This window comes from Streptomyces sp. NPDC050548 (assembly GCF_044457385.1).
GTDB lineage: Bacteria > Actinomycetota > Actinomycetes > Streptomycetales > Streptomycetaceae > Streptomyces.
Genome location: NZ_JBITGV010000006.1, coordinates 444750 through 469404 on the forward strand (window position 1 = coordinate 444750; position 24655 = coordinate 469404).

26 protein-coding genes are annotated in these 24655 nt (G+C 71.5%); 14 read left to right on the plus strand and 12 right to left on the minus strand.

Annotated elements, in window-relative coordinates; translation table 11 throughout:
• Positions 1–81: 81 nt before the first annotated feature.
• Both ACIBJH_RS20050 and ACIBJH_RS20055 read right to left on the minus strand, forming a co-directional pair.
• On the minus strand, positions 82–1308 hold the full coding sequence (locus tag ACIBJH_RS20050; protein ID WP_399118154.1) for an ROK family transcriptional regulator: 1227 nt from the start codon (positions 1306–1308) through the stop codon (positions 82–84).
• A gap of 189 nt (positions 1309–1497) precedes the next feature.
• Positions 1498–2331, minus strand: a complete 834-nt coding sequence (locus ACIBJH_RS20055) for a hypothetical protein (protein ID WP_399118155.1) — start codon at positions 2329–2331, stop codon at positions 1498–1500.
• 357 nt (positions 2332–2688) lie between these two features.
• On the opposite strand from ACIBJH_RS20055, the gene ACIBJH_RS20060 reads away from it, so the two are divergent.
• Positions 2689–3264: a hypothetical protein gene (locus ACIBJH_RS20060; protein WP_399118156.1), complete on the plus strand. Its 576-nt coding sequence runs from the start codon at positions 2689–2691 to the stop codon at positions 3262–3264.
• On the plus strand, positions 3261–3617 hold the full coding sequence (locus ACIBJH_RS20065; protein ID WP_399118157.1) for a hypothetical protein: 357 nt from the start codon (positions 3261–3263) through the stop codon (positions 3615–3617). The genes ACIBJH_RS20060 and ACIBJH_RS20065 overlap by 4 nt, the downstream gene beginning before the upstream one ends.
• 69 nt (positions 3618–3686) lie before the next feature.
• Here the strand turns inward: ACIBJH_RS20065 and ACIBJH_RS20070 are convergent, their stop codons facing one another.
• Positions 3687–3860 carry a DUF397 domain-containing protein gene (locus ACIBJH_RS20070; protein WP_399118158.1) on the minus strand — a complete coding sequence of 58 codons (174 nt, stop codon included), beginning with the start codon at positions 3858–3860 and terminating at the stop codon, positions 3687–3689.
• A gap of 135 nt (positions 3861–3995) precedes the next feature.
• On the opposite strand from ACIBJH_RS20070, the gene ACIBJH_RS20075 reads away from it, so the two are divergent.
• Positions 3996–4319, plus strand: a complete 324-nt coding sequence (locus tag ACIBJH_RS20075; RefSeq protein WP_399118159.1) for a hypothetical protein — start codon at positions 3996–3998, stop codon at positions 4317–4319.
• A 24-nt stretch (positions 4320–4343) separates the two neighbouring features.
• Here ACIBJH_RS20075 and ACIBJH_RS20080 read toward each other — a convergent pair whose 3' ends face one another.
• Positions 4344–4970 carry a Uma2 family endonuclease gene (locus ACIBJH_RS20080; protein WP_399118160.1) on the minus strand — a complete coding sequence of 209 codons (627 nt, stop codon included), beginning with the start codon at positions 4968–4970 and terminating at the stop codon, positions 4344–4346.
• Between the two features lie 194 nt (positions 4971–5164).
• Positions 5165–6262, minus strand: a complete 1098-nt coding sequence (locus ACIBJH_RS20085) for a mechanosensitive ion channel family protein (RefSeq protein WP_399118161.1) — start codon at positions 6260–6262, stop codon at positions 5165–5167.
• Between the two features lie 323 nt (positions 6263–6585).
• On the opposite strand from ACIBJH_RS20085, the gene ACIBJH_RS20090 reads away from it, so the two are divergent.
• On the plus strand, positions 6586–7122 hold the full coding sequence (locus ACIBJH_RS20090) for an HNH endonuclease (RefSeq protein WP_019065631.1): 537 nt from the start codon (positions 6586–6588) through the stop codon (positions 7120–7122).
• Between the two features lie 115 nt (positions 7123–7237).
• On the opposite strand, the gene ACIBJH_RS20095 is transcribed toward ACIBJH_RS20090, so the two are convergent.
• The 3 genes from ACIBJH_RS20095 to ACIBJH_RS20105 are packed head-to-tail and all read right to left on the minus strand — an operon-like array spanning position 7238 to position 9824.
• Positions 7238–8599, minus strand: a complete 1362-nt coding sequence (locus tag ACIBJH_RS20095; protein ID WP_399118162.1) for an ABC transporter permease — start codon at positions 8597–8599, stop codon at positions 7238–7240.
• On the minus strand, positions 8596–9294 hold the full coding sequence (locus ACIBJH_RS20100) for an ABC transporter ATP-binding protein (protein ID WP_399118163.1): 699 nt from the start codon (positions 9292–9294) through the stop codon (positions 8596–8598). Before ACIBJH_RS20100 ends, ACIBJH_RS20095 begins: the two co-directional genes overlap by 4 nt.
• On the minus strand, positions 9291–9824 hold the full coding sequence (locus ACIBJH_RS20105) for a PadR family transcriptional regulator (protein ID WP_026178060.1): 534 nt from the start codon (positions 9822–9824) through the stop codon (positions 9291–9293). Before ACIBJH_RS20105 ends, ACIBJH_RS20100 begins: the two co-directional genes overlap by 4 nt.
• Before the next feature lie 195 nt (positions 9825–10019).
• On the opposite strand from ACIBJH_RS20105, the gene ACIBJH_RS20110 reads away from it, so the two are divergent.
• The 3 genes from ACIBJH_RS20110 to ACIBJH_RS20120 all read left to right on the plus strand — a co-directional run bounded on the left by ACIBJH_RS20110 (position 10020) and on the right by ACIBJH_RS20120 (position 12701).
• Complete coding sequence (locus tag ACIBJH_RS20110) at positions 10020–10274, plus strand: hypothetical protein (protein WP_399118164.1); 255 nt, start codon at positions 10020–10022, stop codon at positions 10272–10274.
• A complete protein-coding gene (gene malQ / locus ACIBJH_RS20115) occupies positions 10275–12371 on the plus strand; it encodes a 4-alpha-glucanotransferase (RefSeq protein ID WP_399118165.1) in 2097 nt (698 codons plus the stop codon). It abuts the gene before it with no gap.
• A 66-nt stretch (positions 12372–12437) separates the two neighbouring features.
• Positions 12438–12701, plus strand: a complete 264-nt coding sequence (locus ACIBJH_RS20120; RefSeq protein ID WP_399118166.1) for a hypothetical protein — start codon at positions 12438–12440, stop codon at positions 12699–12701.
• A 74-nt stretch (positions 12702–12775) separates the two neighbouring features.
• Here the strand turns inward: ACIBJH_RS20120 and ACIBJH_RS20125 are convergent, their stop codons facing one another.
• Positions 12776–13981, minus strand: coding sequence for an acyl-CoA dehydrogenase family protein (locus tag ACIBJH_RS20125; RefSeq protein WP_399118167.1), 1206 nt, complete (start codon positions 13979–13981; stop codon positions 12776–12778).
• Positions 13982–14132: 151 nt separating this feature from the next.
• Between ACIBJH_RS20125 and ACIBJH_RS20130 the strand changes: the two genes are divergently transcribed.
• Complete coding sequence (locus tag ACIBJH_RS20130; RefSeq protein WP_399118168.1) at positions 14133–15116, plus strand: helix-turn-helix domain-containing protein; 984 nt, start codon at positions 14133–14135, stop codon at positions 15114–15116.
• 24 nt (positions 15117–15140) lie between these two features.
• Here ACIBJH_RS20130 and ACIBJH_RS20135 read toward each other — a convergent pair whose 3' ends face one another.
• Complete coding sequence (locus ACIBJH_RS20135) at positions 15141–15665, minus strand: MarR family winged helix-turn-helix transcriptional regulator (RefSeq protein WP_399118169.1); 525 nt, start codon at positions 15663–15665, stop codon at positions 15141–15143.
• Positions 15666–15771: 106 nt separating this feature from the next.
• Here ACIBJH_RS20135 and ACIBJH_RS20140 point away from each other — a divergent pair, with 106 nt between their 5' ends.
• The 3 genes from ACIBJH_RS20140 to ACIBJH_RS20150 all read left to right on the plus strand — a co-directional run bounded on the left by ACIBJH_RS20140 (position 15772) and on the right by ACIBJH_RS20150 (position 18837).
• The gene (locus ACIBJH_RS20140; RefSeq protein WP_399118170.1) at positions 15772–16839 is read left to right on the plus strand and encodes an EamA family transporter; all 1068 of its coding nucleotides are present in this window, start codon (positions 15772–15774) and stop codon (positions 16837–16839) included.
• Positions 16836–17984, plus strand: a complete 1149-nt coding sequence (locus ACIBJH_RS20145) for a sigma-70 family RNA polymerase sigma factor (protein WP_399118207.1) — start codon at positions 16836–16838, stop codon at positions 17982–17984. The genes ACIBJH_RS20140 and ACIBJH_RS20145 overlap by 4 nt, the downstream gene beginning before the upstream one ends.
• Positions 17985–18063: 79 nt before the next feature.
• Positions 18064–18837 (plus strand): SDR family NAD(P)-dependent oxidoreductase, encoded by a 774-nt coding sequence (locus ACIBJH_RS20150; RefSeq protein ID WP_399118171.1) that lies wholly within the window; start codon positions 18064–18066, stop codon positions 18835–18837.
• Positions 18838–18897: 60 nt separating this feature from the next.
• On the opposite strand, the gene pepN is transcribed toward ACIBJH_RS20150, so the two are convergent.
• Entirely contained in the window at positions 18898–21471 is a 2574-nt protein-coding gene (pepN, locus tag ACIBJH_RS20155; RefSeq protein ID WP_399118172.1) for an aminopeptidase N, read from the minus strand.
• Between the two features lie 112 nt (positions 21472–21583).
• Here pepN and ACIBJH_RS20160 point away from each other — a divergent pair, with 112 nt between their 5' ends.
• A complete protein-coding gene (locus tag ACIBJH_RS20160) occupies positions 21584–22078 on the plus strand; it encodes a DUF1203 domain-containing protein (protein WP_399118173.1) in 495 nt (164 codons plus the stop codon).
• 69 nt (positions 22079–22147) lie between these two features.
• On the opposite strand, the gene ACIBJH_RS20165 is transcribed toward ACIBJH_RS20160, so the two are convergent.
• Positions 22148–23164, minus strand: a complete 1017-nt coding sequence (locus tag ACIBJH_RS20165) for an aspartate-semialdehyde dehydrogenase (protein WP_399118174.1) — start codon at positions 23162–23164, stop codon at positions 22148–22150.
• A 188-nt stretch (positions 23165–23352) separates the two neighbouring features.
• Between ACIBJH_RS20165 and ACIBJH_RS20170 the strand changes: the two genes are divergently transcribed.
• Together ACIBJH_RS20170 and ACIBJH_RS20175 are read left to right on the plus strand one after the other, a co-directional pair.
• Entirely contained in the window at positions 23353–23874 is a 522-nt protein-coding gene (locus tag ACIBJH_RS20170) for a sigma-70 family RNA polymerase sigma factor (RefSeq protein WP_399118208.1), read from the plus strand.
• 1 nt (position 23875) lies between these two features.
• The gene (locus ACIBJH_RS20175) at positions 23876–24631 is read left to right on the plus strand and encodes a hypothetical protein (protein WP_399118175.1); all 756 of its coding nucleotides are present in this window, start codon (positions 23876–23878) and stop codon (positions 24629–24631) included.
• Positions 24632–24655: the final 24 nt, after the last annotated feature.

Sequence of the window (24655 nt, forward strand, 5' to 3'; positions counted from 1 at the left end):
GAGTTGGGTGCGGGAAGCCGAGGGGGGTGGGTCGAGGAAGGGCCGAAGTCGGTCTAGGGGAACCGGAGTCGGCCGGTGGGTTCAGCGCGAGGTGTCGAAGACCTCGTCGCGGGTCGTTGCCAGCGCGCTCTCCAACGCGCCGCGCAGCACGGGCTGTTCATGGACGTCGCCGACGACGAGCCGGGGCCGGGACGCCGCCAGCTCCTCCAACTCGGCCTGGACGAGGGCACGCAGGGGCTCGCCGCCCGCGGTCAGCGATCCACCGCTGAGGACGACGAGTTCGGGGTCGAGCACGGAGACGAGCGAGGCGAGACCGGTCGCGAGGTGGGTCGCGTAGATCTCCAGGAGCCGCCGCCGGGGTCCGGTGGTGTGGTCGGCGGCGGTGGCGACGAGGGCGGCGGCGACCTCGGCGTAGGGACCCGTCGGAATCTCGGTGATGCCGAGTTCGCGGGCGAGTTGGGGCAGGGCCTGCGAGCCCGCCAGTGCCTGGTAACCACCGCTGTTGGCCTTGGTCACCTGGCGGACCAGGGGTGCGCCCGGCACCGGCAGGAAGCCGACCTCGCCCGCGCCGCCGGTCCAGCCGCGGTGCAGCCGGCCGCCGAGGACCAGGGCGGCGCCGAGACCGCCCTCGTTCCACAGCAGCACGAAGTCGCCGTGCCCGCGGGCCGCGCCGAGCCGCTGCTCGGCTATGGCGACGAGGTTGACGTCGTTCTCGTACTCCACCGGCATCGGCAGCGCGGCGGCGAGTTCGTCGAGGAGGGCGGGGGAGTGCCAGCCCGGCAGGTGCGAGGCGTACCGCAGCCGGCCGGTGTTGGGGTCGAAGGCGCCGGGGGTCCCGATGACGAGGCGGTGGATGTCGCCCCGCGCGAGCCCGGCGGCTTTCACCGCACCGTCGAGGGCGTCCGTCACCTGCTGTACGACGGGCTGCGCGGGCCGCCGGCCGGGGGTGGCCAGCTCGAACTCGCCCACTCTCCGGCCGGTGACATCGGCGACGGCGGCGCGGATGCGCTCCGGTGTGACATCGAGCCCGGCGGCGTACGCGGCGCCCGGATTGACCACGTACAGCTGGGCGTTGGGACCGGGCCGCCCCTCACTCGTCCCCGTGGCGAGCACGAGTCCCGCCGCTTCCAGCCGGGCGAGCAGCTGGGAGGCGGTCGGCTTGGAGAGTCCGGTGAGCTTGCCGATCCGGGTGCGGGAGAGCGGGCCGTGCTCCAGGAGGAGGTCCAGGGCGGCGCGGTCGTTCATGGCGCGCAGGACGCGGGGGGTGCCCGGGGTTCCCGTGCCGGGGGTACCGGAGGTTCCTGCCATGTCGACGCCACCTGCCTCTCGAACTCTCGAACCACCCAGCGTGTCATGTGATCACTGTTAGGAAAGTTTCCTATTGGGTGGGAGGAACGTAAGCCCGGGACGAAGGGGGCGTCAATAGACACCGCCCCCGAGGCAACAGACTCGTTACCTGCGGGGGCGGTGGGAGAGGAGCTGGTGTTACTTCTTGTCCTACTGAACGTCGATGTAGTCACCGGCGGCGGTGGCCGCGCCGGTGGTGGCGGTACCGGCGAAGACGTAACGGAAGTAACCGTCCTTGGCCGCCTTCACGGTCGTCTTCAGCGCGCCACCGGTGGTGGAGGTGACGGTCTTCACGGTGGTGTAGGTGCTCGAACCCTTCGCCCGGAACTGCAACTTGGCGGGCTGCGACACGTAACCGGTGTAGACGCCGTTCTCCCAGTCGGCGCGGGTCAGCTTGCCGGTGACCGTGATGGTCTTCCCCTTCTTCACCGGCTCGGGCGAGGCGTTGGCGGTGAGCTTGGCGGCCCGCTGGATCTTGACCTTGCCCTTGCCGCCCCAGGCCGCGAAGTCGGTCGACGAGCTGATCTTGTCGTCGGAGTCGTCCGCGTCGATGTCTATGTGGCCGTAGAAACCGCCGACGTTCCAGGTGGTCGCGTCGGCGGCCTCGTAGAGGCTCTCCTCCGGGTCGATCGTGATCGTGTCGGAGCAGGACTCGGTGACGGTGGTGTCCGTCGTCGCCGTCGTCGTGCAGGTCGGCGCGAGGGTGCTCTCGATGTCGTTGTCCATGTCGGCGAGCCGGCCGCGGTAGAGCATGATCCCCGCGAACGTCGTCTTGCTGTCGATGACGACGTCCGCCGGCCGCGTCAGCGTGTACGTCACGGGCACCTTCACCGAGGCGGTGGTGCCGACGACGATCGCCTTCCCCTTGTTGACCGTCACACCCGAGAAGACCAGATCCGGCGTCGCGGCCTGCGCGAGCGGCGCGGCCAGACCGGTCAGGGCCAGGGCACCGGTCAGGGCGGCGCCGATGGCGAGTTTTCTCATTCTTGTCCCCACATTCGAAACGAACCCCTGGGCGTTGCGCTCCAGAACAAGGGCCCGTCGTGGGGCGACTTTAGGCATGAGGGGCCTGCGAGGGAAATGAGATCAACCTGTGAAGGTGATCGCATCACGGCTTCGTCACGATGGGGAAAGAGGCAGGTGGGGGCGGGGGTTGGGGATTCAGTCGATCTGCCGCAATTGCGGGGCTTGTTGGACGCTTTTCGGCCGCTACGACTCCGCTGTCGAGGCCGATTCGTAATGTCACCGCCGGCCGCTGCCAGCCGCCTCACAGAATCCTGACTTTTGATCAACGGCGTTTGCGGAACGTGGGGAACGGTGAGCGGGGAGCGGGGAGCGGGCGTGAAGGTCTGGGCAGGGTGCTGGCGGGAGGCGGCGGGCGTGCTCGCCGTACCTACGGTGATCCAGGTCGGCCTCCGGCTCTGGGACCAGGGCGGCGCCGCCTGGGGCACGGCGGCCGAAAGCCTGGCGCTCTGGGCCGCCGCCGGCGTCGTATGGGCCACCGCGGCATGGCTGTCCCTACGACACCGGGCGCGCACGTCCGGCATCACCCTCACCCCGGACGCCCTCACCGGCCGCCAGACCCGCCAACTCCGGGTGCTACGGCCCTCGGTGGGCTGGGCCGACCGGATGCGCACGGAACTCAAGGAATCGGACCGCGCCTCCGTAGCGGCGGAGAAGGGCCGCGAGGAGATCTGGTTCCACTGGCGGCCGGGCCTGCGCAGGCACACGGTCTGGGGCTCGATCATCTTCGACGAACCCTCGGGCACGGTGCGGTTGGACCTTAGGGAGGGTGCGGTCTACACGGGGGTCTCGGGGGTGCGGCGGGGGGCGTCCTTTGTCGCGCTGTGTCAGATGGCCGGGAGGTTGGGGCTGGTGGGAGCCGAGGGGCAGTGCGGGACCGGGGACCGGGCGTGACATTCGTCGAGGACGTCCTGAGCGGGCGGGCATCGCTTGATGACGTCGATGCCTATCGGGACGAGTGGGACGAGGCCGAGGGCGACGGCGTGGAGTACCACGACTTCCTCGGGCTGCTCTGGCCCGAGTACGCGATGTACGTGGAGGACGACGGGGTCTTGGCGTACGTCATCGAGGCGCGGCGGCGGGGTGGCCAGGATCTGCGGACGTATCTCGCGGCGCGCAGGGATGAGAGTCCGACGCTCGCCGGGCTGTGGGGTCTCGCCGAGCGGTATGGCGAGCAATGGCGGGACTTCGGAGTCGGGCGGCGCATGGGGGCGCTCCGTGCTGGGGGGTGGGGTACGGAAGTGTGACACTCGGTGCTGAAGTGTCACACTTCTGCGGGGAGGGTCTGTTGGGGCGGGTGCGTGGCAAAGGGCCTGTCAGTGCAGCGTCGCGGTGAACTTCGCCCAGGTGGTGGGGTTCAGGTGGAGGTGCGGGCCGTCCGGGGTCTTGGAGTCGCGGACGGCTATCGTGCCGGGGATGTTGCGGGCGACTTCGAGGCACTCGTGGTCGAGTGTGCTGTAGCTGGCCTTCATGAATACGAACTCGGGCATGCTCACATTTCCTTGCGGAGGCTGTCGATGAGGGTGAGAGTGTCGCGCGGTGCCAGGCTGAGCCGGGCTGTGCGGTCGAACAGCACGCTGTAGGTGCCACATCGGTCCTGGTGATGGGGATGGGCGGGGGAGCAAGTGAGCGAGCAGTCCTGGTACGGCGTCCGGTGTGTGTTCCGGGATTGCGAACTCGGCGTCTACGAAGAGCGGGTGACCCTGTGGCGGGCCGCGTCGTTCGACGAGGCGATCGAGCGCGGGGAGTCGGAGGCGCGCGAGTACTGCGCTGACCTCGGCAGCGTCGAGTACACCGACTTCGCCGAGGCGTACTGGATGTACGACGAGCCGGGGGAAGGTGCCGAGGTCTTCTCCCTCGTGCGGGAGAGCGAGCTGCCGGTCGGCGAGTACGTGGAGCGGTTCTTCGATACGGGAGCTGAGCGGAGGGGGCGGGGCGACGCCGGGTGACGGGCCTGCCCGCAGCTCTTGGGCTCAGTTGTCGAGGAAGGGTGCCGTGTCCAGCGTGGGGTACGGGGCCGGGAGGACGAGGGGATTTCCCAGGCCGACCTTGGACTCGGCGTCGTAGTACGCCTCTTTGGGATCGTCGCCGGGGAAGACGGGGGCGGTGTAGCAGTGGGCCGTCTTCGTGTTGCGGTTGATCAGGACGTAGATCGGCACTCCGGCGGCGGCGTAGGTACGGAGTTTCGGGCCGGTGTCCGTCTCGTGGTTGGTGGAGGTGACCTCACCGACCAGGGCGATCATGTCGATGGGGTACCAGCCCCTGTGGGCCTTCAGATACGAGTCGTCGAGCTCGCTCGGCCTGCGGCGACGGACGTAGAAATCCGGGATGAGCAGGGCCATCGTGGTGCCGTCCTTGTGGGCTGCGCGGTAACCGTTGCCCATGCCCACGAGGCGGTGTCCGGCTACGCGGAACTGGAAGAACAGTTCCCCCGCGCCGTCGTTGTGGTTGTCGTTCGGTGCCGGCGGCACGATGGCCATCCCCTCGACGTACTCGGGTCGAATCGGCGTCGTCGACGCCTCCTCGATCGCGATCAGCAGATCGATGGGGTCCTGCTGCGTCTGCGTCATGACCGGCTCCATGATGGGTTCGGCGCTCATCGATGCTTCTCCCTCGTCACGCTGCTGCCAGGCTACGCCCGTGCTGGGTGCCCCGGCAGAACCATGGGCCGTCCGGTGGGCCTATGACCTGGGATTCCGCCCCCGTTCACTCGAACGAGTGTGCTGAACCGTTCCGCCCGCGCCCCTCGTCGTACGCCCCGCACGCGCCCTCGTACGCCCCCTGCCCCGTACGCCTACCGCGTCCCCGACCCCCGCTGCGAAGAAATAGGCGAAGTAGCCGCCACCTGCGGCGAGTCCGAGTTCGCGTACACCGAAGGCGCTGCCACCGACTCCGTCGGGTCCGCCGCGTCGTCCACCGGGTCCGCCGTCGCCCCGCCCACGATGCGGATGTTCGCCTCGTCGAAGGCGCGCTTGATGCGCCAGCGCAGCTCGCGTTCCACGCCGACCGACTTGCCCGGCATCGTCTTCGCCGAGACGCGGACGACCATCGAGTCGATGAGGACACTGTCGAGGCCGAGGACCTGGATCGGGCCCCAGAGCAGCTCGTTCCAGGGCTCTTCCTTGCTCATGCGTTCCGAGACCGCGTCCAGGGTGGCCTTCACTCGGTCCAGGTTCTCCGACGCGCGGACCGTGACGTCCACGCCCGCCGTGGCCCAGCCCTGGGAGAGGTTGCCGATGCGCTTGACCTCGCCGTTGCGGACGTACCAGATCTCGCCGTTGTCGCCGCGGAGTTTCGTCACGCGCAGGCCCACCTCTATGACCTCGCCGGAGGCGACCCCCGCGTCGATCTGGTCGCCGACGCCGTACTGGTCCTCCAAGATCATGAAGACGCCGGAGAGGAAGTCCGTGACCAGGTTGCGGGCGCCGAAACCGATCGCCACGCCCGCGACACCGGCGGAGGCGAGCAAAGGCGCGAGGTTGATCTCGAACGTGCCCAGGATCATCAGCGCGGCCGTGCCCAGGATCACGAACGACGCCACCGAGCGGAGGACCGAGCCGATCGCCTGGGAGCGCTGGCGGCGGCGCTCCGCGTTCACCAGGAGGCCGCCAAGGGCCGTGCCGTCCACCGATTCGACCGTGCGGTTCATCCGGTCTATCAGCTTGGTGATCGCCCGCCGCACCGTCATTCTCAGCACCGCCGCGATCACCAGGATCAGCAGCACCCGCAGCCCGATCGCCAGCCAGGTGGACCAGTTCTGCTCGACCCAACTCGCTGCGTTGGTCGCGCTCTCCTGGGCGTCCTGGAGCGAGGGCACGGTCACCGCGGTCTCCGAGGGGCTCGGGGACGGCGACGGCGAGGCGGCGGCCAGTAGGACGGCGGACAAGGACACGGCAGGTACCTCCAGGTGCTGCGTCTGCCTCCGGCACGGTCCGACAGGGGAAAGGTCACGAATGGGTCACCGAAAGGACAGACCCACCACACTATCGGGGCAACGCGTGAGGTTCGTTGCCGTCTCGGGGGGAGAGAACGTGCCTGGCCGGGAAAGAACAGGTGGGACGAACCCACGGCCGTCCCGGGGACGGATCACATGTGGTCGAAAACACTCCCAGCCCGTTACCGGGACATGGTGGCGCTTCCACCAGGCATGAGGGGAGACTGACTACAGATCGTCCCGGCGCGAGCCACGCGCCGCCGACGCACAAGGAGGCATCCGTGCCGCATGTCCTGGTCCTCAACGCGTCGTACGAGCCACTCGGCGTCGTACCGCTCCGCCGCGCGCTCGTCCTCGTCCTGGAGAACAAGGCTGTCTCCCTGGAGGAATCCGGCGCCTATATGCACAGCGCAACCGTCACAGTCCCCGCACCCAGCGTGGTCCGGCTCAAGCGATTCGTGCGGGTTCCCTATCGGGGGCCCGTTCCTCTTACCCGGCGGGCGCTCTTCGCGCGCGACGGGGGCCGGTGCATGTACTGCGGTGGCGTCGCAACCAGCGTCGACCATGTCATTCCGCGCAGCCGCGGGGGCAAGCACGCCTGGGACAACGTGGTGGCGTCCTGCCGCCGCTGCAACCACACGAAGGCCGACCGGCACCTCTTCGAGATCGGCTGGCGGCTGCGCCACAAACCCGCCCCACCCACCGGCCTGGCCTGGCGCATCATCGGGACCGGGCATAGGGACCCGCGCTGGCTGCCGTACCTGCAGCCATACGGCGCGGAGGATGCGATGGCCCGGATCGACGGCATCTCCGCCTGACGATCCGGGCTTTTGTGTACCCCGCTGTAACCGGCTGTACCCCGCAACACCCGGTTCCGTAAGACGGTACGGAACGGTCCGCCCCGGGAGTCCCCTGTGCCCCCGGGGCGGACCGTCATGCGTAGCGCAGTTCGCCGGGTCGCACCGAGCGGCGCAGCAGCGGCAGTGACGTGGCCGCCGCCAGCAGGCAGCACGCGTAGACGCCGAGGGGGACCAGCAGCGCGTCGTACGGCACCGGGACGGCCGTGTGCTCCGAGACGGCGGCGCCGTACCAGACGCCGATCGTCGTGCCGCCGAGGCCCGCCAGCGTGAGCGCGGGTGCCAGCGGTACGGCGGTCTCCAGCAGGGTCGCCCGCGCGAGCACCGAGTACGGCACTCCGGCCGCCACCTGGGCGGCGAGTCCCCGGCGCCGGGTGGCGACGGACTCGGCGGTGCCGACGGCGAGCGCGGTCAGGACCAGGGCGAGCGCGAAGAGGAGCGCGAGGCCCATCAGGTTCAGGCCGTTCTCGTAGAACCCGATGCCCGCCGCGTACCGGTCCGCCCGGGCGTGGAGGACCGAGAGCAGCACCTGCCGTATCCCCATGAAGCCCGAGCCGACGACCGTCACCAGCAGGACCGCGGCATGTGTACGGGCCGCCGCCCACGGATCGTCGCGCAGCCGCTCCGCCGCGATCAGCATCGCCGGGCGCCGGGCACGGGCGGCCAGGCCCTCACCGAGCTGCCGGGCCGAGGCGCCGGTCAGCCACACCGCCACGGCCCCGATCAGCAGGCATACGCCGACGATCGTGAGCGGGGTGAGGGCGAACTCGAAGGGCACGTCGTGGAAGGGGGTGGTCAGGATGTACACCACCGTCAGCGCCAGTACCGCCGTCGCCACCCGGAACAGCCGCCCCGGACCCTCGGCCGGCCGCAGCCGCCGGATCCGCCCCAGGGGAGAGGACACCACCCGGCGCAGCATCAGCGCGCTCACCGTCGCGCCCAGCACCGGCACTCCTACGGTCACCACGGCGATGCCCGCCCAGGCCGACGGGACGGGGTCGTGCCACAGCCGCAGCAGGGCCGGTACGGCGAACGCCGTGGCCACCGTCGAGCCCGCCAGACAGGCCAGTCCGGACTCCAGGGCCGCGATCCGCCGGGTCTGGCCGGGAGTGGCCCCGGCGAGCCGCAGCGCGGCCAGTCGGCGGTCGCGGTGCACCGCGCCGACGCGGGCGCACTGGCCCAGGAAGCCGAGCACCGGGATGAACAGCAGCAGGAGTGCGGCGACCACGCCGATCCGGGTACCGGGCTCGTCGAGCAGTCCGCCGCCCTCGGACACGGTGTGGTGCCCCTTCAGCGGCAGCAGCACGGCGACGACCTGCCCGAGGCCGGCCGCCAGTGCCGCCCCGACGGCGGTCAGCAGGACCCGCCACCACTCCCGGCGGTCGGACCCCCGGGTGAGCAGCCAGGCCAGCCGCAGATCGGCGAGCAGCGCCTTCACGCCGCCACCCCCGACCGCGCCACGGTTCCGTCCGCCAGCCGGACCTCACGGTCCGCGTAGGCCGCGACCTGCGCGTCATGGGTGATCAGCAGCACCGCCGTACCCGCGTCGCGGGCCGCACCGGCCAGGGCCGTCATCACCTGCTCGCTCGCCAGGGAGTCCAGCGCGCCGGTCGGTTCGTCCGCGAAGACGATCCTCGGGCCGGTCACCAGGGCCCGGGCGAGCGCGACCCGCTGGGCCTGGCCGCCGCTGAGTTCGCCCGGCCGCAGCTCCGCCTGCCCGCGCACCCCGAACCGCTCCAGCCACTCGCCGGCCCGTTCCCGCGCCTCGGTGCGGGTGGCGCCGGCCAGCAGCAGGGGCAGCGCCACGTTGTCGACGGCGGTCAGCTCGGGTATCAGCTGCCCGAACTGGAAGACCACCCCGAACTCGGTGCGCCGCAGCTCGCTCAGCCGCTTCTCGGGCAGCTCGTCCAGCCGTTCCCCCGCGTACGTCACCGTCCCTTCGTCGGGGTGGACGATCCCGGCCAGGCAGTGCAGCAGTGTGGACTTGCCGCTGCCGCTGGTCCCCGTGACGGCGAGGATCTCGCCGGCCGCCAGGTCGAGCGAGGCGCCGTCCAGCGCCCGGGTCCTGCCGTGCGTCTTGGCGAGGTCCCGGGCCGCGAGCAGCACCGCCGCCGTACCCCCGATGTCGCTCATGCTGTGTCGACCTCCGCGGTCAGAGTGGTCAGGCGGGCCGCCGTCGTCGCCATCCAACGGAGGTCCGCGTCAAGGTGGTTGAGGGCGTAGTCCGCCGAGAGCACGGTCGCCAGGTCGGCGCCCTTGGCGGTCTTGAGCGCCGTGAGTTCGCGCATCCGCTCCATGTGGGCGGCGCGTTGGGCCCGGAGATACGCCTCCGGGTCGCCGCCGGACAGGATCGAGACGACGACCTTGGCGAAGATCTCGTTCGTCACGAAGGGCGCGGGCGGCGCGATTTCCCCTGCCCAGTGGGCGAGTTCACGCGCACCCTCGGCGGTCGAGCGGTACGCGGTCCGCTCCGGGCCGCCGTCCGAGCCGGTGCCGTCGACCTCCGCGAGACCGTCCCGGACCAGGCGTTGCAGGGTCGTGTAGACCTGCCCGTAGGCCAGCGGGCGGGCCTGCGGGAAGCGTTCGTCGTGGCGTCGCTTCAGGTCGTAGCCGTGGCTCGGTCCTTGGGCGAGCAGGCCCAGCAGGATGTGGCGGGTGCTCATGCGGGTCAGTATGCACTGGATACATGTACTCAGTGAATAGTGATCAGCGGGAAAAGTACGGGGTGTGCGGTACGGGGGTGGCCGCCGTGCCGCCCGTACCCCAACCTGGAGGTCTGCCGTCGCGCCCACTGGGTAGGGCTGCGGTAACCAGCCCGTCGCCCGATCCGACGATCCGATCCCGACAAGGAGGCCACCGTGGCCGCATCGGCATCACTCCCGCTCCCGGCCCGCTCCAAACGCACCGCGGAGCCCTCCGCGGACCTCGAACCCGGCCTCGAATCCGGCCTGTTCCACGTCGACTCCGAGGGCGCCTGGGCCGAGACCCCGCTCACCAGCGAACCCCCGCTGACCGACGCCGAACCCCTCACCAGCGAGCCCCCGCTCGCCGACACGGCCCCGCTCACCAGCGAGTCCGCCGTGTTCGCCGACCCGGACTCGACGAGGCCCTAGATGACAGCACCCCGGCCGGACGAAGCCCTCGGCGAGGAGTTGTCGCTCCTCGCCGAACTGCACGGCGTGGCCACCGCCTACCGCCCCTCCCCGGACCGCGCGGTCCCGGCCTCGCCCGGCGCCGTCGTCGCCGTACTGGCCGCCCTCGGCGTCGACGCGAGCACCCCGGAGGCCGTCCGCGCCGCGCTCGCCGCCCGCCGACAGGAGTCGGCCGAACGGCTGTTGCCGCCCACCGTCGTGGGCCGGCACGGCAGCACCCCCGCCGCGCTCGACGCACTGCCCGAGGGCACCCGGCTGCACATCGAGACCGAACAGGGCGAGTCCCGGGCGGGTGTTGATCAACTCCCGCCAGGCGTCCACCACTTGACCGCCACCGCCCCGGACGGCCGCAGCGCCGAGGCCCATCTCGTCATCGCCCCGGACCGGTTGCCGACGCCCGCCGGACGGTCGTACGGGCTGATGGTGCAGGTCTACTCGCTCCTCTCCCGGCACTCCTGGGGCATGGGCGACCTCGGTGACCTGAGCGAGCTGACCGCCTGGGCGGGGCGGGCGCTCGGCGCCGGGTTCGTGCAGGTCAACCCCTTGCACGCGGCCGTACCCGGCGCCCCCACCGACCCCTCGCCCTACCGCCCGTCCTCGCGCCGCTTCCCCGACCCGGTGTATCTGCGCGTCGAGGACGTCCCCGAGTTCGCCTACGTCGAGGAGCGCGAGGAAGTGCGCGGACTCCTCGAACGAGCCGAGCGGCTGCGCGAATCCGTCCTGGAAAAGGGCGCGTTGATCGACCGCGACGCCGTGTGGGAGCTCAAGCGGGAGGCGCTGGAACTCGTCCGGCAGGTCCCCCTCGGACCCGGACGACGGGCCGCCTACGTCGACTTCCTCGCCCGCGAGGGCGAGGCGCTGGAGGACCACGCCACCTGGTCCGCCCTCGCCGAGGTGCACGGCTCGGACTGGCACCGCTGGCCCGCCGGGCTGCGCGACCCCCGCTCACCCGAAACCGCCCGCGCCCGCGCCGAGTTGATGGACCGCGTGGACTTCCACTCCCGCCTCGCCTGGCTCACCGACTCCCAACTCACCGCCGCCCAGCGGGCCGCACGCGAAGCGGGCATGCCGCTCGGCGTCGTGCACGACCTCGCCGTGGGCGTGCATCCCGACGGCGCCGACGCCTGGGCACAGCAGGACCACTTCGCAGCCGGCATGTCGGTCGGCGCGCCCCCCGACGCCTTCAACTCCCTCGGTCAGGACTGGGGGTTGCCCCCGTGGCGCCCGGACCGCCTCGCCGAGTCGGGCTACGCCCCCTACCGCCGCCTGCTCCGCGCCCTCTTCCGCTACGCGGGCGCCCTGCGCATCGACCACGTCATGGGCCTGTTCCGCCTGTGGTGGGTCCCCCAGGGCGGACCGCCCACCGAGGGCACCTACGTCCGCTACGACGCCGAGGCCATGCTCGCGATCCTCGCGCTGGAGGCCTCGCGCGCCGGGTCGGTGGTGATCGGCGAGGACCTGGGGACCGTAGAGCCAGGTGTGCGCGAGGAGTTGCAGGAGCGCGGGGTGCTCGGCACGTCGGTGCTGTGGTTCGAACGGGACTGGGACGGCGACGGCCGCCCCCTCGCGCCCGAGAAGTGGCGCGCCGACTGCCTGGCCACCGCCACCACCCACGACCTGCCGCCCACCGCGGCCCGCCTCACCGGCGAACACGTCGAACTCCGGGACCGGCTGGGCCTGTTGACCCGCCCGGTGGAGGAGGAGCGGATCGAGTCCGCCACCGATGTGGGGGAGTGGCTGGCCCTGCTGGCCCGGCTCGGCCTCTACGAACCCGCGACGGGTGGCGGGCGGCCCGGGTCCGAGGAGGAGGCGGAGATCCACGCCGTCCACCGCTTCCTGCTCCGCACCCCCGCCCGCATGATCGGCGTCTGGCTCCCCGACACGATCGGCGACCGCCGCCCGCAGAACCTCCCCGGCACGTGGGACCAGTACCCGAACTGGCGCCTCCCGATCGCCGACGCGGAGGGCCGCCCCGTGACCCTGGAGGAACTCGCCGCGTCGCCGAGGCTGCACGCGCTGGTGGATGTGCTGCGGGTGGGGTTGGACGGGGGTCCGTGACGCCCGTTCGCCCCATACGGCACCCCCGGGCGCGCGGCTCGTTCGGGCGTTCGCTACTTTTGCGGTGTGGACAAGAAGAACGCCCTGCGCGCCGGCGCCCTGGCTGCCGGTACGACGCTGATGATGCTGCTCATGACGTCCCCCGCGCTCGCGCTCACCCGCGACGACGGTGACGACCCGGGCTCCGGCCTGAGTGTCGCCGAGACGCTGGGGCTCTATGTCCTGATCCCGCTCGCGCTGTTCGCGATCATCGCGGGCCTCGTCATGGTGCTGGACAAGTCCAAGGACCGTGCGCCGAAGGCCAAGTCCGCCTCCGGCACGAAGGCCTGACCTCACCTTTTCCGAAGGGCGCCCGCCTCACCCACAGCGGTGAGGCGGGCGCCCTCGGCGTGTTCTCCCGCCGGTCAGATGATGAACGTGGGCTGTTCGGCGATGCCGAGCAGGCTGCGGCCGTAGATCTCCCGGCCGAGGTCGGGGTTGACGACGCCGTGGCGTGAGGCGGTGCCCAGGTCGCGCCAGATCCGCTGGAGCGGGTTGGCCAGGGCGAAGGCGCTCGCGCCGGACACGGAGACCAGGCGGTCCACCGCCTCGCGGCTGCGCGTCGCGGCGACCGCGGTGTCCATGCGGATCCTGGCGCGCTCGTCGATCGTGAGCTGCCGGGCCTCGGCGGCGGCGCGGTCGAGGTCGTCGGCGGCCCGGTAGGCGTGCAGCTGGGCGGTGTCGACGAGGGAGGCGGCGTCGGCGACGGCGAGCTGGACGCTCGGCGAGTCGGCGAGGCGCTCGTAGACCGTCAGGGACATGGGCTTGCGGGCCGCCGTCGCGAGGGTGAGGTCCAGGGCGGCCCGGGCCATGCCGAGCATGGGCGCGACCACGGTGAGGGCGAGCATGGAGGCGACCGCCACGGCGTTGCGGGGCTCGCCCTCGTGGCGGCCGGCGTACGCGCCGGCCAGGACGGCGCCCATGTTCAGCGTCCGGTGGGCCGGCACGGTCACCTGGTCGGCGACGACGGTGTTGCTGCCGGTGCCGGCCATGCCCGCCACGTGCCAGGTGTCCTCGACCGTGACGTCCTCGACCGGGACCAGGGCGATCGACGGCGGCTGGTCGGCGGCGCTCGGCGCGATCGCCAGGGCCACCCAGCTCGCGTGATGGATGCCCGAGGCCCAGCCCCACCGGCCCGACACGACGAGATCGCCGCCCTCGGTGGTGACCGCGGAGCCCGCCGGGGTGAGCGACGCGGCGACCGCGGCGTCGGGGTCCTGGCCCCAGACCTCGGCACGGGCCCGGTCGTCCATCAGCGAGGCGACGAGACCGCCTCCGGTGTAGATGTTCGCGATCCAGCCGGCGGAGGCGTCGCCCCGGGCCAGTTCGGCCGTCACCTCCATGGTGGTCCGCACCCCGGCTCCGAAGCCGCCGAGGGCGCGCGGGGTGGCGAGGCGGAGCATCCCCGCCTCGCGCAGGGCACGGGCCGCGTCGTCCGACACACGGCGCAACCGCTCGCCCTCCTCGGCCTGCCCGGCGAGGATGGGTACGAGTTTCGCGGCGGCCTCCGTCAGCTCGGCGCGGACACCGGCCTCATCGGCCGGCGAGGGGGCGGACGGGGACAGGTTCACGGCGGGGCTCCACTCTGGTGCGGGAATCGACGGCGGGCACGATGCCGTGGGTGGCCGCGGTGGCCGAAAGCGGGTCATCGTGTCCGCAGCAGACTAGAAAGCGGGAGCGAGGCGCCGGAAGGAACATCGGTGCCACGACGGGGGGACACACGTGACAGGGACGCAGACAGCCGACGCGGCGGAGTGGCGGCAGCGGGCGTCCATAGATGTGCCGCTGCGCCATCCCCACCGCCAGGACCTGCTGTACGAGCAGTGGCAACGCGGACTCGGTCACCTCGCCCACGTACGGCAGCTGCGGCTGCCCGCGGACCGTACCCGCGGTGTCCACCGCACCCGGGTGGAACGCCGGCTGGTCGGCGAGGTCGCCGTCAGCAGGCAGTTCAGCGACCCCATCGAGGGCGTCTCGGGCAGCGGGGAGGCCGACGGCCGGGCCGACCTCGTCGCCGTCCATGTCATCAGGAGCGGAAGCCTGCGCATCGAGGACACCGGCCGGCGGGCCGACCTGGGCCCCGGCACCCTCTGCATCCGTGACCTGCACACCTACTGGCAGTTCGCCTACACCGCACCGACCGACTGCAGGGTGCTCGTGCTGCCCAGGGCCGGCCTGCTCGACCATCTGTACGGGACCCGGCTGCCGGCCCTGACCGTCGCTCCCGCCACGGCCCCGGAGTCCCGGCTGTTCCTCGCCCATCTCGACGCCGCCTGGTCTCTCGCGGACCAGCTCGGCCCGGAGGCCACGCACGCGGCCGGCGAGGCGTTGGTCATGCTGCTGACCGGGCTCATCCGGACCCACGCACCCGTCGCCGTCCCACCCCGGTCGCTACGGGCCGCGGCCGTCGCCCACGCCGACAGCAGGCTGAGGGACCCGGACCTGAGCCCGGCCGCCATCGCCCGGGCACTGAACGTCTCCGTCCGCACCCTCCACCGGGCCTTCGCGGACGGCGAGTCCGTCATGGCCCATGTCCGCCGCCGCCGTCTCGAAGGCGCCCACCGCGAACTCGGCCTTCCGGGCGGCCCGTTCACCGTCGCCGACATCGCGGCACGCTGGCAGTTCGCCGACCCCAGCCACTTCCGCCGCGCCTACCGCGGCGCGTACGGGCGGTCGCCCCGGCGGCCGGGCAAGCGCAGCACCTGACGCGGCGGGCTCCTCGAAGCGAGGTCACTCCCGCGCGGCGGCCGCCGTCCCGTTCAGCAACTCCCTTAGTAGATCGGCCAGTTGCCCGGCCCGTTCCGCGTCGAGGGCGGCGGACAGGGCCTTCTGCTGGGCTGCCAGTCCCGCTCCCACCGCCTCGTCGATCAGCGTCAACCCCTTCTCCGTCAGGGTCACTTGGAGCCCGCGCCGGTCGTGCGGGTCGGGGGAGCGGCGGAGCAGGCCGGCGCGTTCGAGTTTGTCGAGGCGGCCGGTCATGCCGCCCGTGGTGAGCATCAGCGTCGCCGACAGCTGGCGCGGCGAGAGGGTGTACGGCTCACCGGCCCGGCGCAGGGTCGCGAGGACGTCGAACTCGCCGCGTGAGATGCCGTACGGCGTGTACGCCTTCTCCATGCTGTCGCCCATGGCCCGGGAGAGCCGGAAGATCCGCCCGAAGACCTCCATCGCGGCGGTGTCGAGGTCGGGCCGCACCACCGCCCACTGCTCGACGATCGCGTCGACGGGGTCCTTGCGCTGCTCCGGGCGTGCACTCATGCGTCGAGTATCGGCCGGTGGACGGGTCGCCCGCAAGAAAGCGACTTGACGGAAAGTTGCTTGCGGCTAAGCTAATTAGCGGCAAGTTACTTACGAAGGAGATGGCATGAACCGCTCCACCACCATCGTCCTCACCGCCCTCGCCCCCATCTCCTGGGGCACCACCTACGCCGTCACCACCCAGTTCCTCCCGCCCGACCGCCCCCTCTTCACCGGCCTGATGCGCGCCCTCCCCGCCGGTCTCGTGCTCCTCGCGCTGGCCCGGGTGCTGCCGCGCGGGGCCTGGTGGTGGAAGGCGACCGTGCTCGGCGCGCTGAACATCGGCGCCTTCTTCCCGCTGCTGTTCCTGTCCGCGTACCGGCTCCCGGGCGGGATGGCGTCGGTCGTCGGCTCGATCGGGCCGCTGTTCGTGGTCGGCCTCTCGGCAGTCCTGCTGGGGCAGCGGCCCACGGCCCGCAGCGTGCTCACCGGCGCGGTCGCGGCCTTCGGCGTCAGCCTCGTCGTACTGAAGGCGGCCGGTGCGCTCGACCCGGTCGGTGTGCTCGCGGCCCTCGCGTCCACGGCCTCGATGTCCACCGGCACCGTGCTGACCAAGCGGTGGGGCCGCCCCGACGGCGTCGGCCCGCTCGCCCTCACCGGCTGGCAGCTCACCGCCGGCGGACTGCTCATAGCCCCCGTCGCCTTCCTGGCCGAGGGGGCGCCGCCCGCGCTCGACGGCCGGGCGATCGGCGGCTATCTCTACCTCGCGCTGGCGAACACGGCGGTCGCGTACTGGCTCTGGTTCCGCGGCATCGGCCGGCTCTCCGCCACCCAGGTCACCCTGCTCGGCCCGCTGTCCCCGCTGACCGCGGCCGTCGTCGGCTGGGCGGCGCTCGGACAGGCGCTCACGCCCGTGCAGGTGGCGGGGATGGCGCTGGCGTTCGGGGCGACGGTGGCCGGGCAGCTCGGGGCGCGTACCCCTGCCGTTTCCGTCCGGGGGGTAGCGTCACGCGGGAACGCCGTGACGCAACGCCGGAGGCGCCCGTGGCCGTTGAATCCTGCCCCAGTTGTGGCAAGCCGCTCACCGCACGGACGGGCCGTACCGGCCGGCGTTCCGTCTACTGCTCCGCCGCCTGCCGGCAGAAGGCCTACCGGGAGCGACGGGGGAGCGCCGAGGTCGGTGTCGAGGGGCTGATCAAGGAGATCGGCCGGCAGGTGGAGGAGCTGGTGCCGCAGCCGCCCTCCGTCTTCTACTCCGGGGTGACGGAACTGTCGTCGTCCGTCGCGCGGCTGCGGCGGGTGGCCCGCACGGCGCGCGACACCGCTCAGGAATCCGTCACCCGTACGGCCGTTACGGAAGTCCCGCTCGACGAAGGCGACTTCGCCGCGCTCGTCGAGTCCCACCGCCGTGAGATCCAGGTCCACTGCTACCGCATGACCGGGTCGTACGACGACGCCGAGGACCTGGTGCAGGAGACGTTCCTGCGGGCCTGGCGGGCCCGGGACACCTTTCAGGGGCGGGCCGGTGCCCGCACCTGGCTGTATCGCATCGCCACCAACGCCTGCCTGGACTTCCAGCGCCGTACGGCCCGCCGCCCCAAGCGCTACGAGCCGTTGCCCGGCATGAACCACGGCGGCGGCGAGCCACCCGCCCGGATCACCTGGCTCCAGCCCTACCCCGACGACGAGTTGCCCTCCGCCGAGGAGCAGCCGGAGGCCGCCGCCGTCTCCCGCGAGACCCTCGAACTGGTCTTCCTGGCCGCCGTCCAGCATCTCCCGCCGCGCCAGCGCGCGGTGCTGGTGCTGCGGGACGTCCTCGGGCTGACCGCCGTCGAGACCGGCGAGGCCCTCGACATGACCGTGGCCTCGGTCAACAGCGCGCTGCAACGCGCCCGCCCCACCCTGCGCGACCGGCTCCCCGGCCGGCGTGCGGACTGGACGGCCGAGGGACCCACCGAGCACCAACGCGCCCTGGTCAAGCGGTACATGGCCGCCGCCGAACGCCTCGACCTGTCCGAGGTCGCCGCCCTGCTCAGCGAGGACGTCACCCTCACCATGCCGCCGAACCCGTTCTGGTTCACCGGCCGCGACGCGCTCGTGGAGTTCCTGAGTGTCAGTCTCGACGCCGACTCGCCCATGTTCCTGGGGCATTGGCGACATTTTCCCGCCCGCGCCAACGGGCAGCTCGCGGCGGGTGGCTACGTCCGACGGCCCGGAACGACCGTCTACCGCGCGCAAGTTCTCGACGTGCTCCGCTTCGGCGCCGACGACCGGATCGTGGAGATCACCTCCTTCGAACCGCACCTGTTCCCGGCCTTCGGACTGCCGCTGCGGCTGTGACCGATGAGTGGTGGGCTCCGTGTGCGTCTGTATGGCCGACACGAACGACACCTACATCTCGGCCCACTAGGAGTTCACCATGCTGCTCACCGACAAGATCGCGGTCGTCTACGGCGCCGGTGGCTCGATCGGCGGCGCGGTCGCCCGTGCCTTCGCCGCCGAGGGCGCCCGCGTCCACCTCGTGGGACGCACCCGGGAGACGCTGGAGGCCGTGGCCGCCGACATCAAGGACATCGGTCTCAGGGACGCCGAGGTGGCCGTCGTCGACGCGCTCGACGAGGCGGCCGTGGAGGAACACCTCGCCCGTGTCGGGGACTTGGACGTGTCCTTCAACCTCGTCTCGCGCGGCGACGTGCAGGGAATGCCGATCACCGACATGCCCGTCGACGACTTCCTGCGGCCGGTCATCAACGGCACCCGCGCCAACTTCATCACCGCCCGCGCCGCCGCCCGCCGGATGGCCGAGCGCGGCAGCGGGGTCGTCCTCACCCTCAACAGCGGTTCCGCGCACGGCAGTCCGATGATGGGCGGCACCGGTCCGGCCGACGCGGCGACCGACAGCCTGGTGCGCAACCTGGCGATGGAGCTGGGCCCCCGCGGGGTGCGTGCCGTCGGACTGTGGGCCGCGGGCATCCCCGAGACACTCACGATCGAGAAGCTCGGCAAGGTCAACCCCGACCTCAACGAGGCGGCGATCCAGGGGATTCTGGACCACCTGTCCAGCCTGCGCATGACCCGCCGCAACCCCACTCTCGCCGAGATCACCGCGACCGCCGTGTTCCTCGCCTCGGACCACGCGGCGAGCATCACCGGCACGTTCGTGAATGTCACGGGCGGGATGTTCCCGGGCTGAGGGACGGCGAAGGGCGCCCGGCGGATCGCCGGGCGCCCCTCACGGCCGTAGAAGAAGTGACTACGAAGCGGCCGCGTCCGCGGCCTGGGCCTTCAGTGCGCGCTCCACACCGGACCGGGACTCCGAGACCAGGCGGCGCAGGGCCGCGTTGGGTTCGGCGGTGGTCAGCCAGGTGTCCGTGCGGTCCAGGGTGTCCTGGGAGACCTGGATCGACGGGTAGAGGCCGATCGCGATCTGCTGGGCGATCTCGTGCGAACGGGCGTCCCAGATCTCCTTGACCGCCGCGAAGTACTTCTCCGTGTACGGCGCCAGGAGTTCGCGCTGGTCGGTCTGGACGAAGCCCGAGATCACCGCTTCCTGAAGGGCGTTGGGAAGCTTGTCGGACTCGACGACCTGCGCCCAGGCCTCCGCCTTCGCCTCCTCGGTCGGGCGGGCGGCACGGGCGGTCGCCGCGTGGCGCTCACCGGCGGCCGTCTTGTCCCGCTCGTACTCGCCGGCGATCTCCGCCTCGTCGAACCGGCCGACGGCCGCGAGGCGTTCGACGAACGCCCAGCGCAGCTCGGTGTCGACGGCCAGGCCCTCGATCGTCTGCGTGCCCTCCAACAGGGCGTCCAGCAGGTCCAGTTGCTCCGGAGTGCGGGCCGTGGACGCGAACGCGCGGGCCCACGCCAGCTGGTGGTCGCCGCCCGCCTCCGCGGAGCGCAGATGCGCCAGCGTGGCGTCCGTCCAGCGGGTGAGCAGCGCCTCGCGGGAGGCCGGGTCGGCGTACAGCTCGATGGCCAGCTTCACCTGCCGGTGCAGCGACTGCACGACACCGATGTCCGACTCCTTGCCGACGCCCGACAGGACGAGGGAGAGGTAGTCGCGGGTGGCGAGTTCGGCGTCGCGGGTCATGTCCCAGGCCGAGGCCCAGCACAGGGCGCGCGGGAGGGAGGACTCGAAGTCGCCCAGGTGCTCGGTGACGAAGGCCAGCGACTGCTCGTCGAGGCGGACCTTCGCGTACGACAGGTCGTCGTCGTTGAGCAGCACCACGTCCGGGCGGCGCTTGCCGACGAGCTGCGGTACGGCGGTCAACTCGCCGTCCACATCCAGCTCGACGCGCTCGTCGCGCACCAACTTGCCGGTGTCCTCGTCGAGTTCGTACAGGCCGACCGCGATGCGGTGCGGGCGCAGGGTCGGCTCGCCCTTGGCGCCCTCGGGGAGCGCCGGGGCCTGCTGCCGGATCGCGAAGGCGGTGATGACACCGTCGGCGTCGGTCTCGATCTCCGGACGCAGGATGTTGATGCCGGCCGTCTCCAGCCACAGCTTCGACCAGGCCTTCAGATCACGCCCGGAGGTCTCCTCCAGCGCGCCGAGGAGGTCGGAGAGCCGGGTGTTGCCGAACGCGTGCCGCTTGAAGTACGCCTGCACGCCCGCGAAGAACTCGTCCATGCCGACATACGCGACGAGCTGCTTCAGGACGCTCGCGCCCTTGGCGTACGTGATGCCGTCGAAGTTGACGAGCACGTCGTCGAGGTCGTTGATCTCGGCCATGATCGGGTGGGTGGAGGGCAGTTGGTCCTGCCGGTAGGCCCACGTCTTCATGGAGTTGGCGAAGGTCGTCCACGAGTGCGGCCAGCGCGACTGCGGGGCGTACGCCTGGCAGGCGGCCTCGGCGTAGGTGGCGAACGACTCGTTCAGCCACAGGTCGTTCCACCACTCCATGGTGACCAGGTCGCCGAACCACATGTGGGCCAGCTCGTGCAGGATCGTGGAGGCCCGCACCTCGTACGCGGCGTCCGTGACCTTCGACCGGAACACGTACTGGTCGCGGATGGTCACCGCGCCCGCGTTCTCCATCGCGCCCGCGTTGAACTCCGGGACGAACAGCTGGTCGTACTTCTTGAACGGGTACTGGTAGGCGAACTTCTCCTGGAACCACTCGAAGCCCTGCCGTGTCACCTCGAAGATGGCGTCGGAGTCGAGGTATTCGGCGAGCGAGGGCCGGCAGTAGATGCCGAGCGGGACGGACTGCCCGTCCTTCTCGTACACGCTGTGGACGGAGTGGTACGGCCCGACGATGAGCGCGGTGATGTACGTCGAGATACGGGGCGTCGGCTCGAACACCCAGGTGTCGTCCCGGGGTTCGGGCGTCGGGGAGTTGGAGACGACGGTCCAGCCCGTCGGCGCCTTCACGGTGAACTGGAAGGTGGCCTTCAGATCCGGCTGCTCGAAGCTCGCGAACACGCGGCGCGCGTCCGGGACCTCGAACTGGGTGTAGAGGTAGGCCTGTTGGTCGACCGGGTCGACGAACCGGTGCAGTCCCTCACCGGTGTTGGTGTAAGCGCAGTCCGCGACGACCCGCAGGACGTTGGGCCCTTCCAACAGCCCGGCCAGCGCGATCCGCGAGTCCTTGAAGACCTCGTCGGGGTCGAGGGGGTCGCCGTTCAGCGTCACCTCGTGGACGGCCGGGGCGATCAGGTCGATGAAGGACTCGGCGCCACCCTCCGTCACATCGAAGCGCACCGTCGTCGCGGACCTGTAGGTCCCGCCCTCCTGCGCGCCGGAGAGGTCGAGATCGATCTCGTACGAGTCAACGGTGAGCAGCGTTGCCCGCTGCTGCGCCTCTTCGCGAGTCAGGTTTGTGCCAGGCACGCGGTCATCTCCTCGTTATGTGTGGGTTGCGCCATCCTTCCACGGGACCTGACCCGAACGCGATGTCCGTATCCCGCCGGTCAGCGGGGCGGACGAGCGCGAGCCTGGAGTCATGACGACGTACACGGCACGACCCATCGACCCCACGGTTCTGAAGGAGCTGCGCTCTGCTGACGATGCGGGGCGCGGAATGGTTCCCGCACTCGATGAGGAGGGCGGCGCTCCGCTCCGCTGCTGCCTGCGCCGCAGCGAGCCGGGGGAGCGGATCGCCCTGGTCTCCTACGCCCCGTTGCGGCGCTGGGCTGCGGAAACGGGGGCCCGGCCCGGGGCGTACGACGAGCAGGGTCCGGTGTTCGTCCACGCGGAGGAGTGCGGGGGGCCTGCGGCCGGCTCCGGGCACCCCTTCGCGGACGCCCACCGGGTGCTGCGCCGCTACTCCGCCGAGGGCCACATCCTCGGGGGCGAACTGGTCGACACCCTCGACGACGACGCCTTCCGCAGGGCCTTCGACGACCCGTCCGTGGTCCTCGTCCACGTCCGGGCCGTCGAGTACGGGTGCTTCTACTACGAGGTACAGCGACCCGAAATCAGCCCCTCCGGCGTTTGAGGAGCGGGGTCTGGGGCGGAGCCCCAGAGGGACGGGACGGGTAGGGGCGGCGGGGGCGAGGAAAACCGGTCAGCTCTGGAGTTCCGCCGCCACCAGCTCCGCGATCTGTACCGCGTTCAGCGCGGCGCCCTTGCGGAGGTTGTCGTTGGAGACGAACAGGGCGAGGCCGTTCTCGACCGTCTCGTCCGCGCGGATGCGGCCGACGTAGGACGGGTCCTGGCCGGCGGCCTGGAGGGGGGTCGGGATGTCGGAGAGGGCCACGCCCGGGGCGCCGCCGAGGAGTTCCGTCGCGCGCTCCACCGAGATCGGCCGGGCGAAACGGGCGTTGACCTGGAGGGAGTGGCCCGAGAAGACCGGGACCCGGACACACGTGCCGGAGACCTTCAGCTCCGGGATCTCCAGGATCTTGCGGGACTCGTTGCGGAGCTTCTGCTCCTCGTCGGTCTCGTTCAGGCCGTCGTCGACGATCGAGCCCGCGAGCGGCAGCACGTTGAAGGCGATGGGCCGCTTGTAGACCTGCGGCTCGGGGAAGTCGACCGCGCTGCCGTCGTGCGTGAGCTTGTCCGCGTCGGCGACGACCTTCAGCGCCTGGCCGTGCAGTTCGGCCACACCGGCCACACCGGAGCCGGACACCGCCTGGTATGTGGCGACGACAAGCGCCTCAAGCCCCGCCTCCGCGTGCAGCGGCTTCAGGACCGGCATCGCGGCCATCGTCGTGCAGTTCGGGTTGGCGATGATGCCCTTGGGGCGGTCGACGATCGCGTGCGGGTTGACCTCCGAGACGACCAGCGGGACCTGCGGGTCCTTGCGCCAGGCCGAGGAGTTGTCGATGACGACCGCGCCCTGCGAGGCGACCTTCTCGGCCAGCGCCTTGGAGGTCGCGCCGCCCGCCGAGAACAGCACGATGTCGAGGCCGGAGTAGTCGGCGGTGGCCGCGTCCTCCACCGTCACACCGTCGAGGACCGTCCCCGCCGAACGGGCCGAGGCGAACAGACGCAGCTCGGTCGTCGGGAAGTTCCGCTCGACGAGGATCCTGCGCATGACCGTGCCGACCTGACCGGTGGCTCCGACGATTCCGACCCTCACAGCGACTCCTTCACCTGTTCCTGTACATCTGCGGCGTTTCCATCATGCGGCCGACCCGGGTCAACCTGTCCAATTCTTTGCCCCGCATGCCCGAGGAATGGGACACGGCCCTTGCCGGTGTGACCTACGTCTCCGAACGTTTCCGTGCGCTGCGGCGTCGTAGAGGAAACGCGGGAAGGGGGTGGCTTGTGCTGCGCAGAACGGCCCGCCGGGTCCGGGAGGGTGACGATCCTCTGGACGCGGCCCAGGAGCGGCGGGTGCGGGCGGTGCTCGCCCTCGGCGGGGTGCCGCAGGCGGATCTGCCGGACGGGGTCCAGCAGGTACGGCTGCGGTTGCTGGAGCGGGCGGCGAAGGGCGACGAGGCACCGCGTGACGTCTCGGCGTGGGCGGCGGTCGTCGCCTCGAACTTCGCCATGGACTGGCACCGGGCCAAGCGCCGCCAGGAGCGGGTGGGGGAGCGGCTGGCCTCCCTGCGCCAGCTGGAGCACCCCTCCGGCGAGGACACGAGTGTCCTGTCCATGGCGGTGGCGCAGGGCCTGGACGAGCTGCCCGACCAGCAGCGCCAGGTCCTCGTCCTCCGCTTCTTCGCCGACCTGCCGGTGCGTTCCATAGCGCACGAGCTGGGCATCCCGGAGGGCACGGTCAAAAGCAGGCTGCACACGGCGGTCCGCGCGCTGCGCGACCGGCTGCACGAGGACGAGGTGGTGTGACGTGGCCACGCAGAACGAGGAATACGACGGCGTGGACGCGCTGATGGCCGCGATCACGGGCGAGCCGGTGCCGGAGCCGGCCCGCGCGGACGCCGCCTATATGGCCGAGCACCGGGCCGCGACGGCCGATGTGGCGCTGCTGCGGGAGCAGTTGGGGATCATCGGGGAGGCGCTCTCCGTACCCCCGCCGCGACCGGAACCCGAACGCGTGAGCACGCTGCGCCGTCCCGCCCGGCGACGCCGTCCCGCGCTGCGCGTCCTCGCCTACGGCACGCTCGCGCTGGCGGTGGTGGCGGGGATGATCACCGGGCTCTCCTGGCTGGTCGCGCACAGCGGCAGCGTGAACTCGGCGTCGAGCAGCAACGCGGACTCGAAGGCGGCGGGCGGCGCCGACGAGGGCTCCAAGGCCCCGGGCCCGCTGTCCGACCCGGAGCTGTACGTGGCCTGCTCCAGCCTCCTGGTCGAGGGGACCGTGACGGGCGTGCAGCCGAGTTCCGACCCGCGCAAACGGATCACGGTCGCCGTCACCCGTTCCTACCGGCCCGCGAGCGGCCCGGCCGACGTCACGGTCGTGCTGCCCGCCGGGGCCAGTCCGGCGCCGCGCCAGGGACAGCATGTGCTGGTCGGAGTCCCGAAGGGCGCGCACACGGCGACCCTCTGGGTGGTCGGCGAGGACGCGGTCGCCGCGGACCGTGCCGCGATCGTCGGGGCACTCACCGGCGCCGGCACGGGCTCGGGCGCCTGCCCGACCGGCTGACAGCGAGAAGGGCGGGCGCCCGCA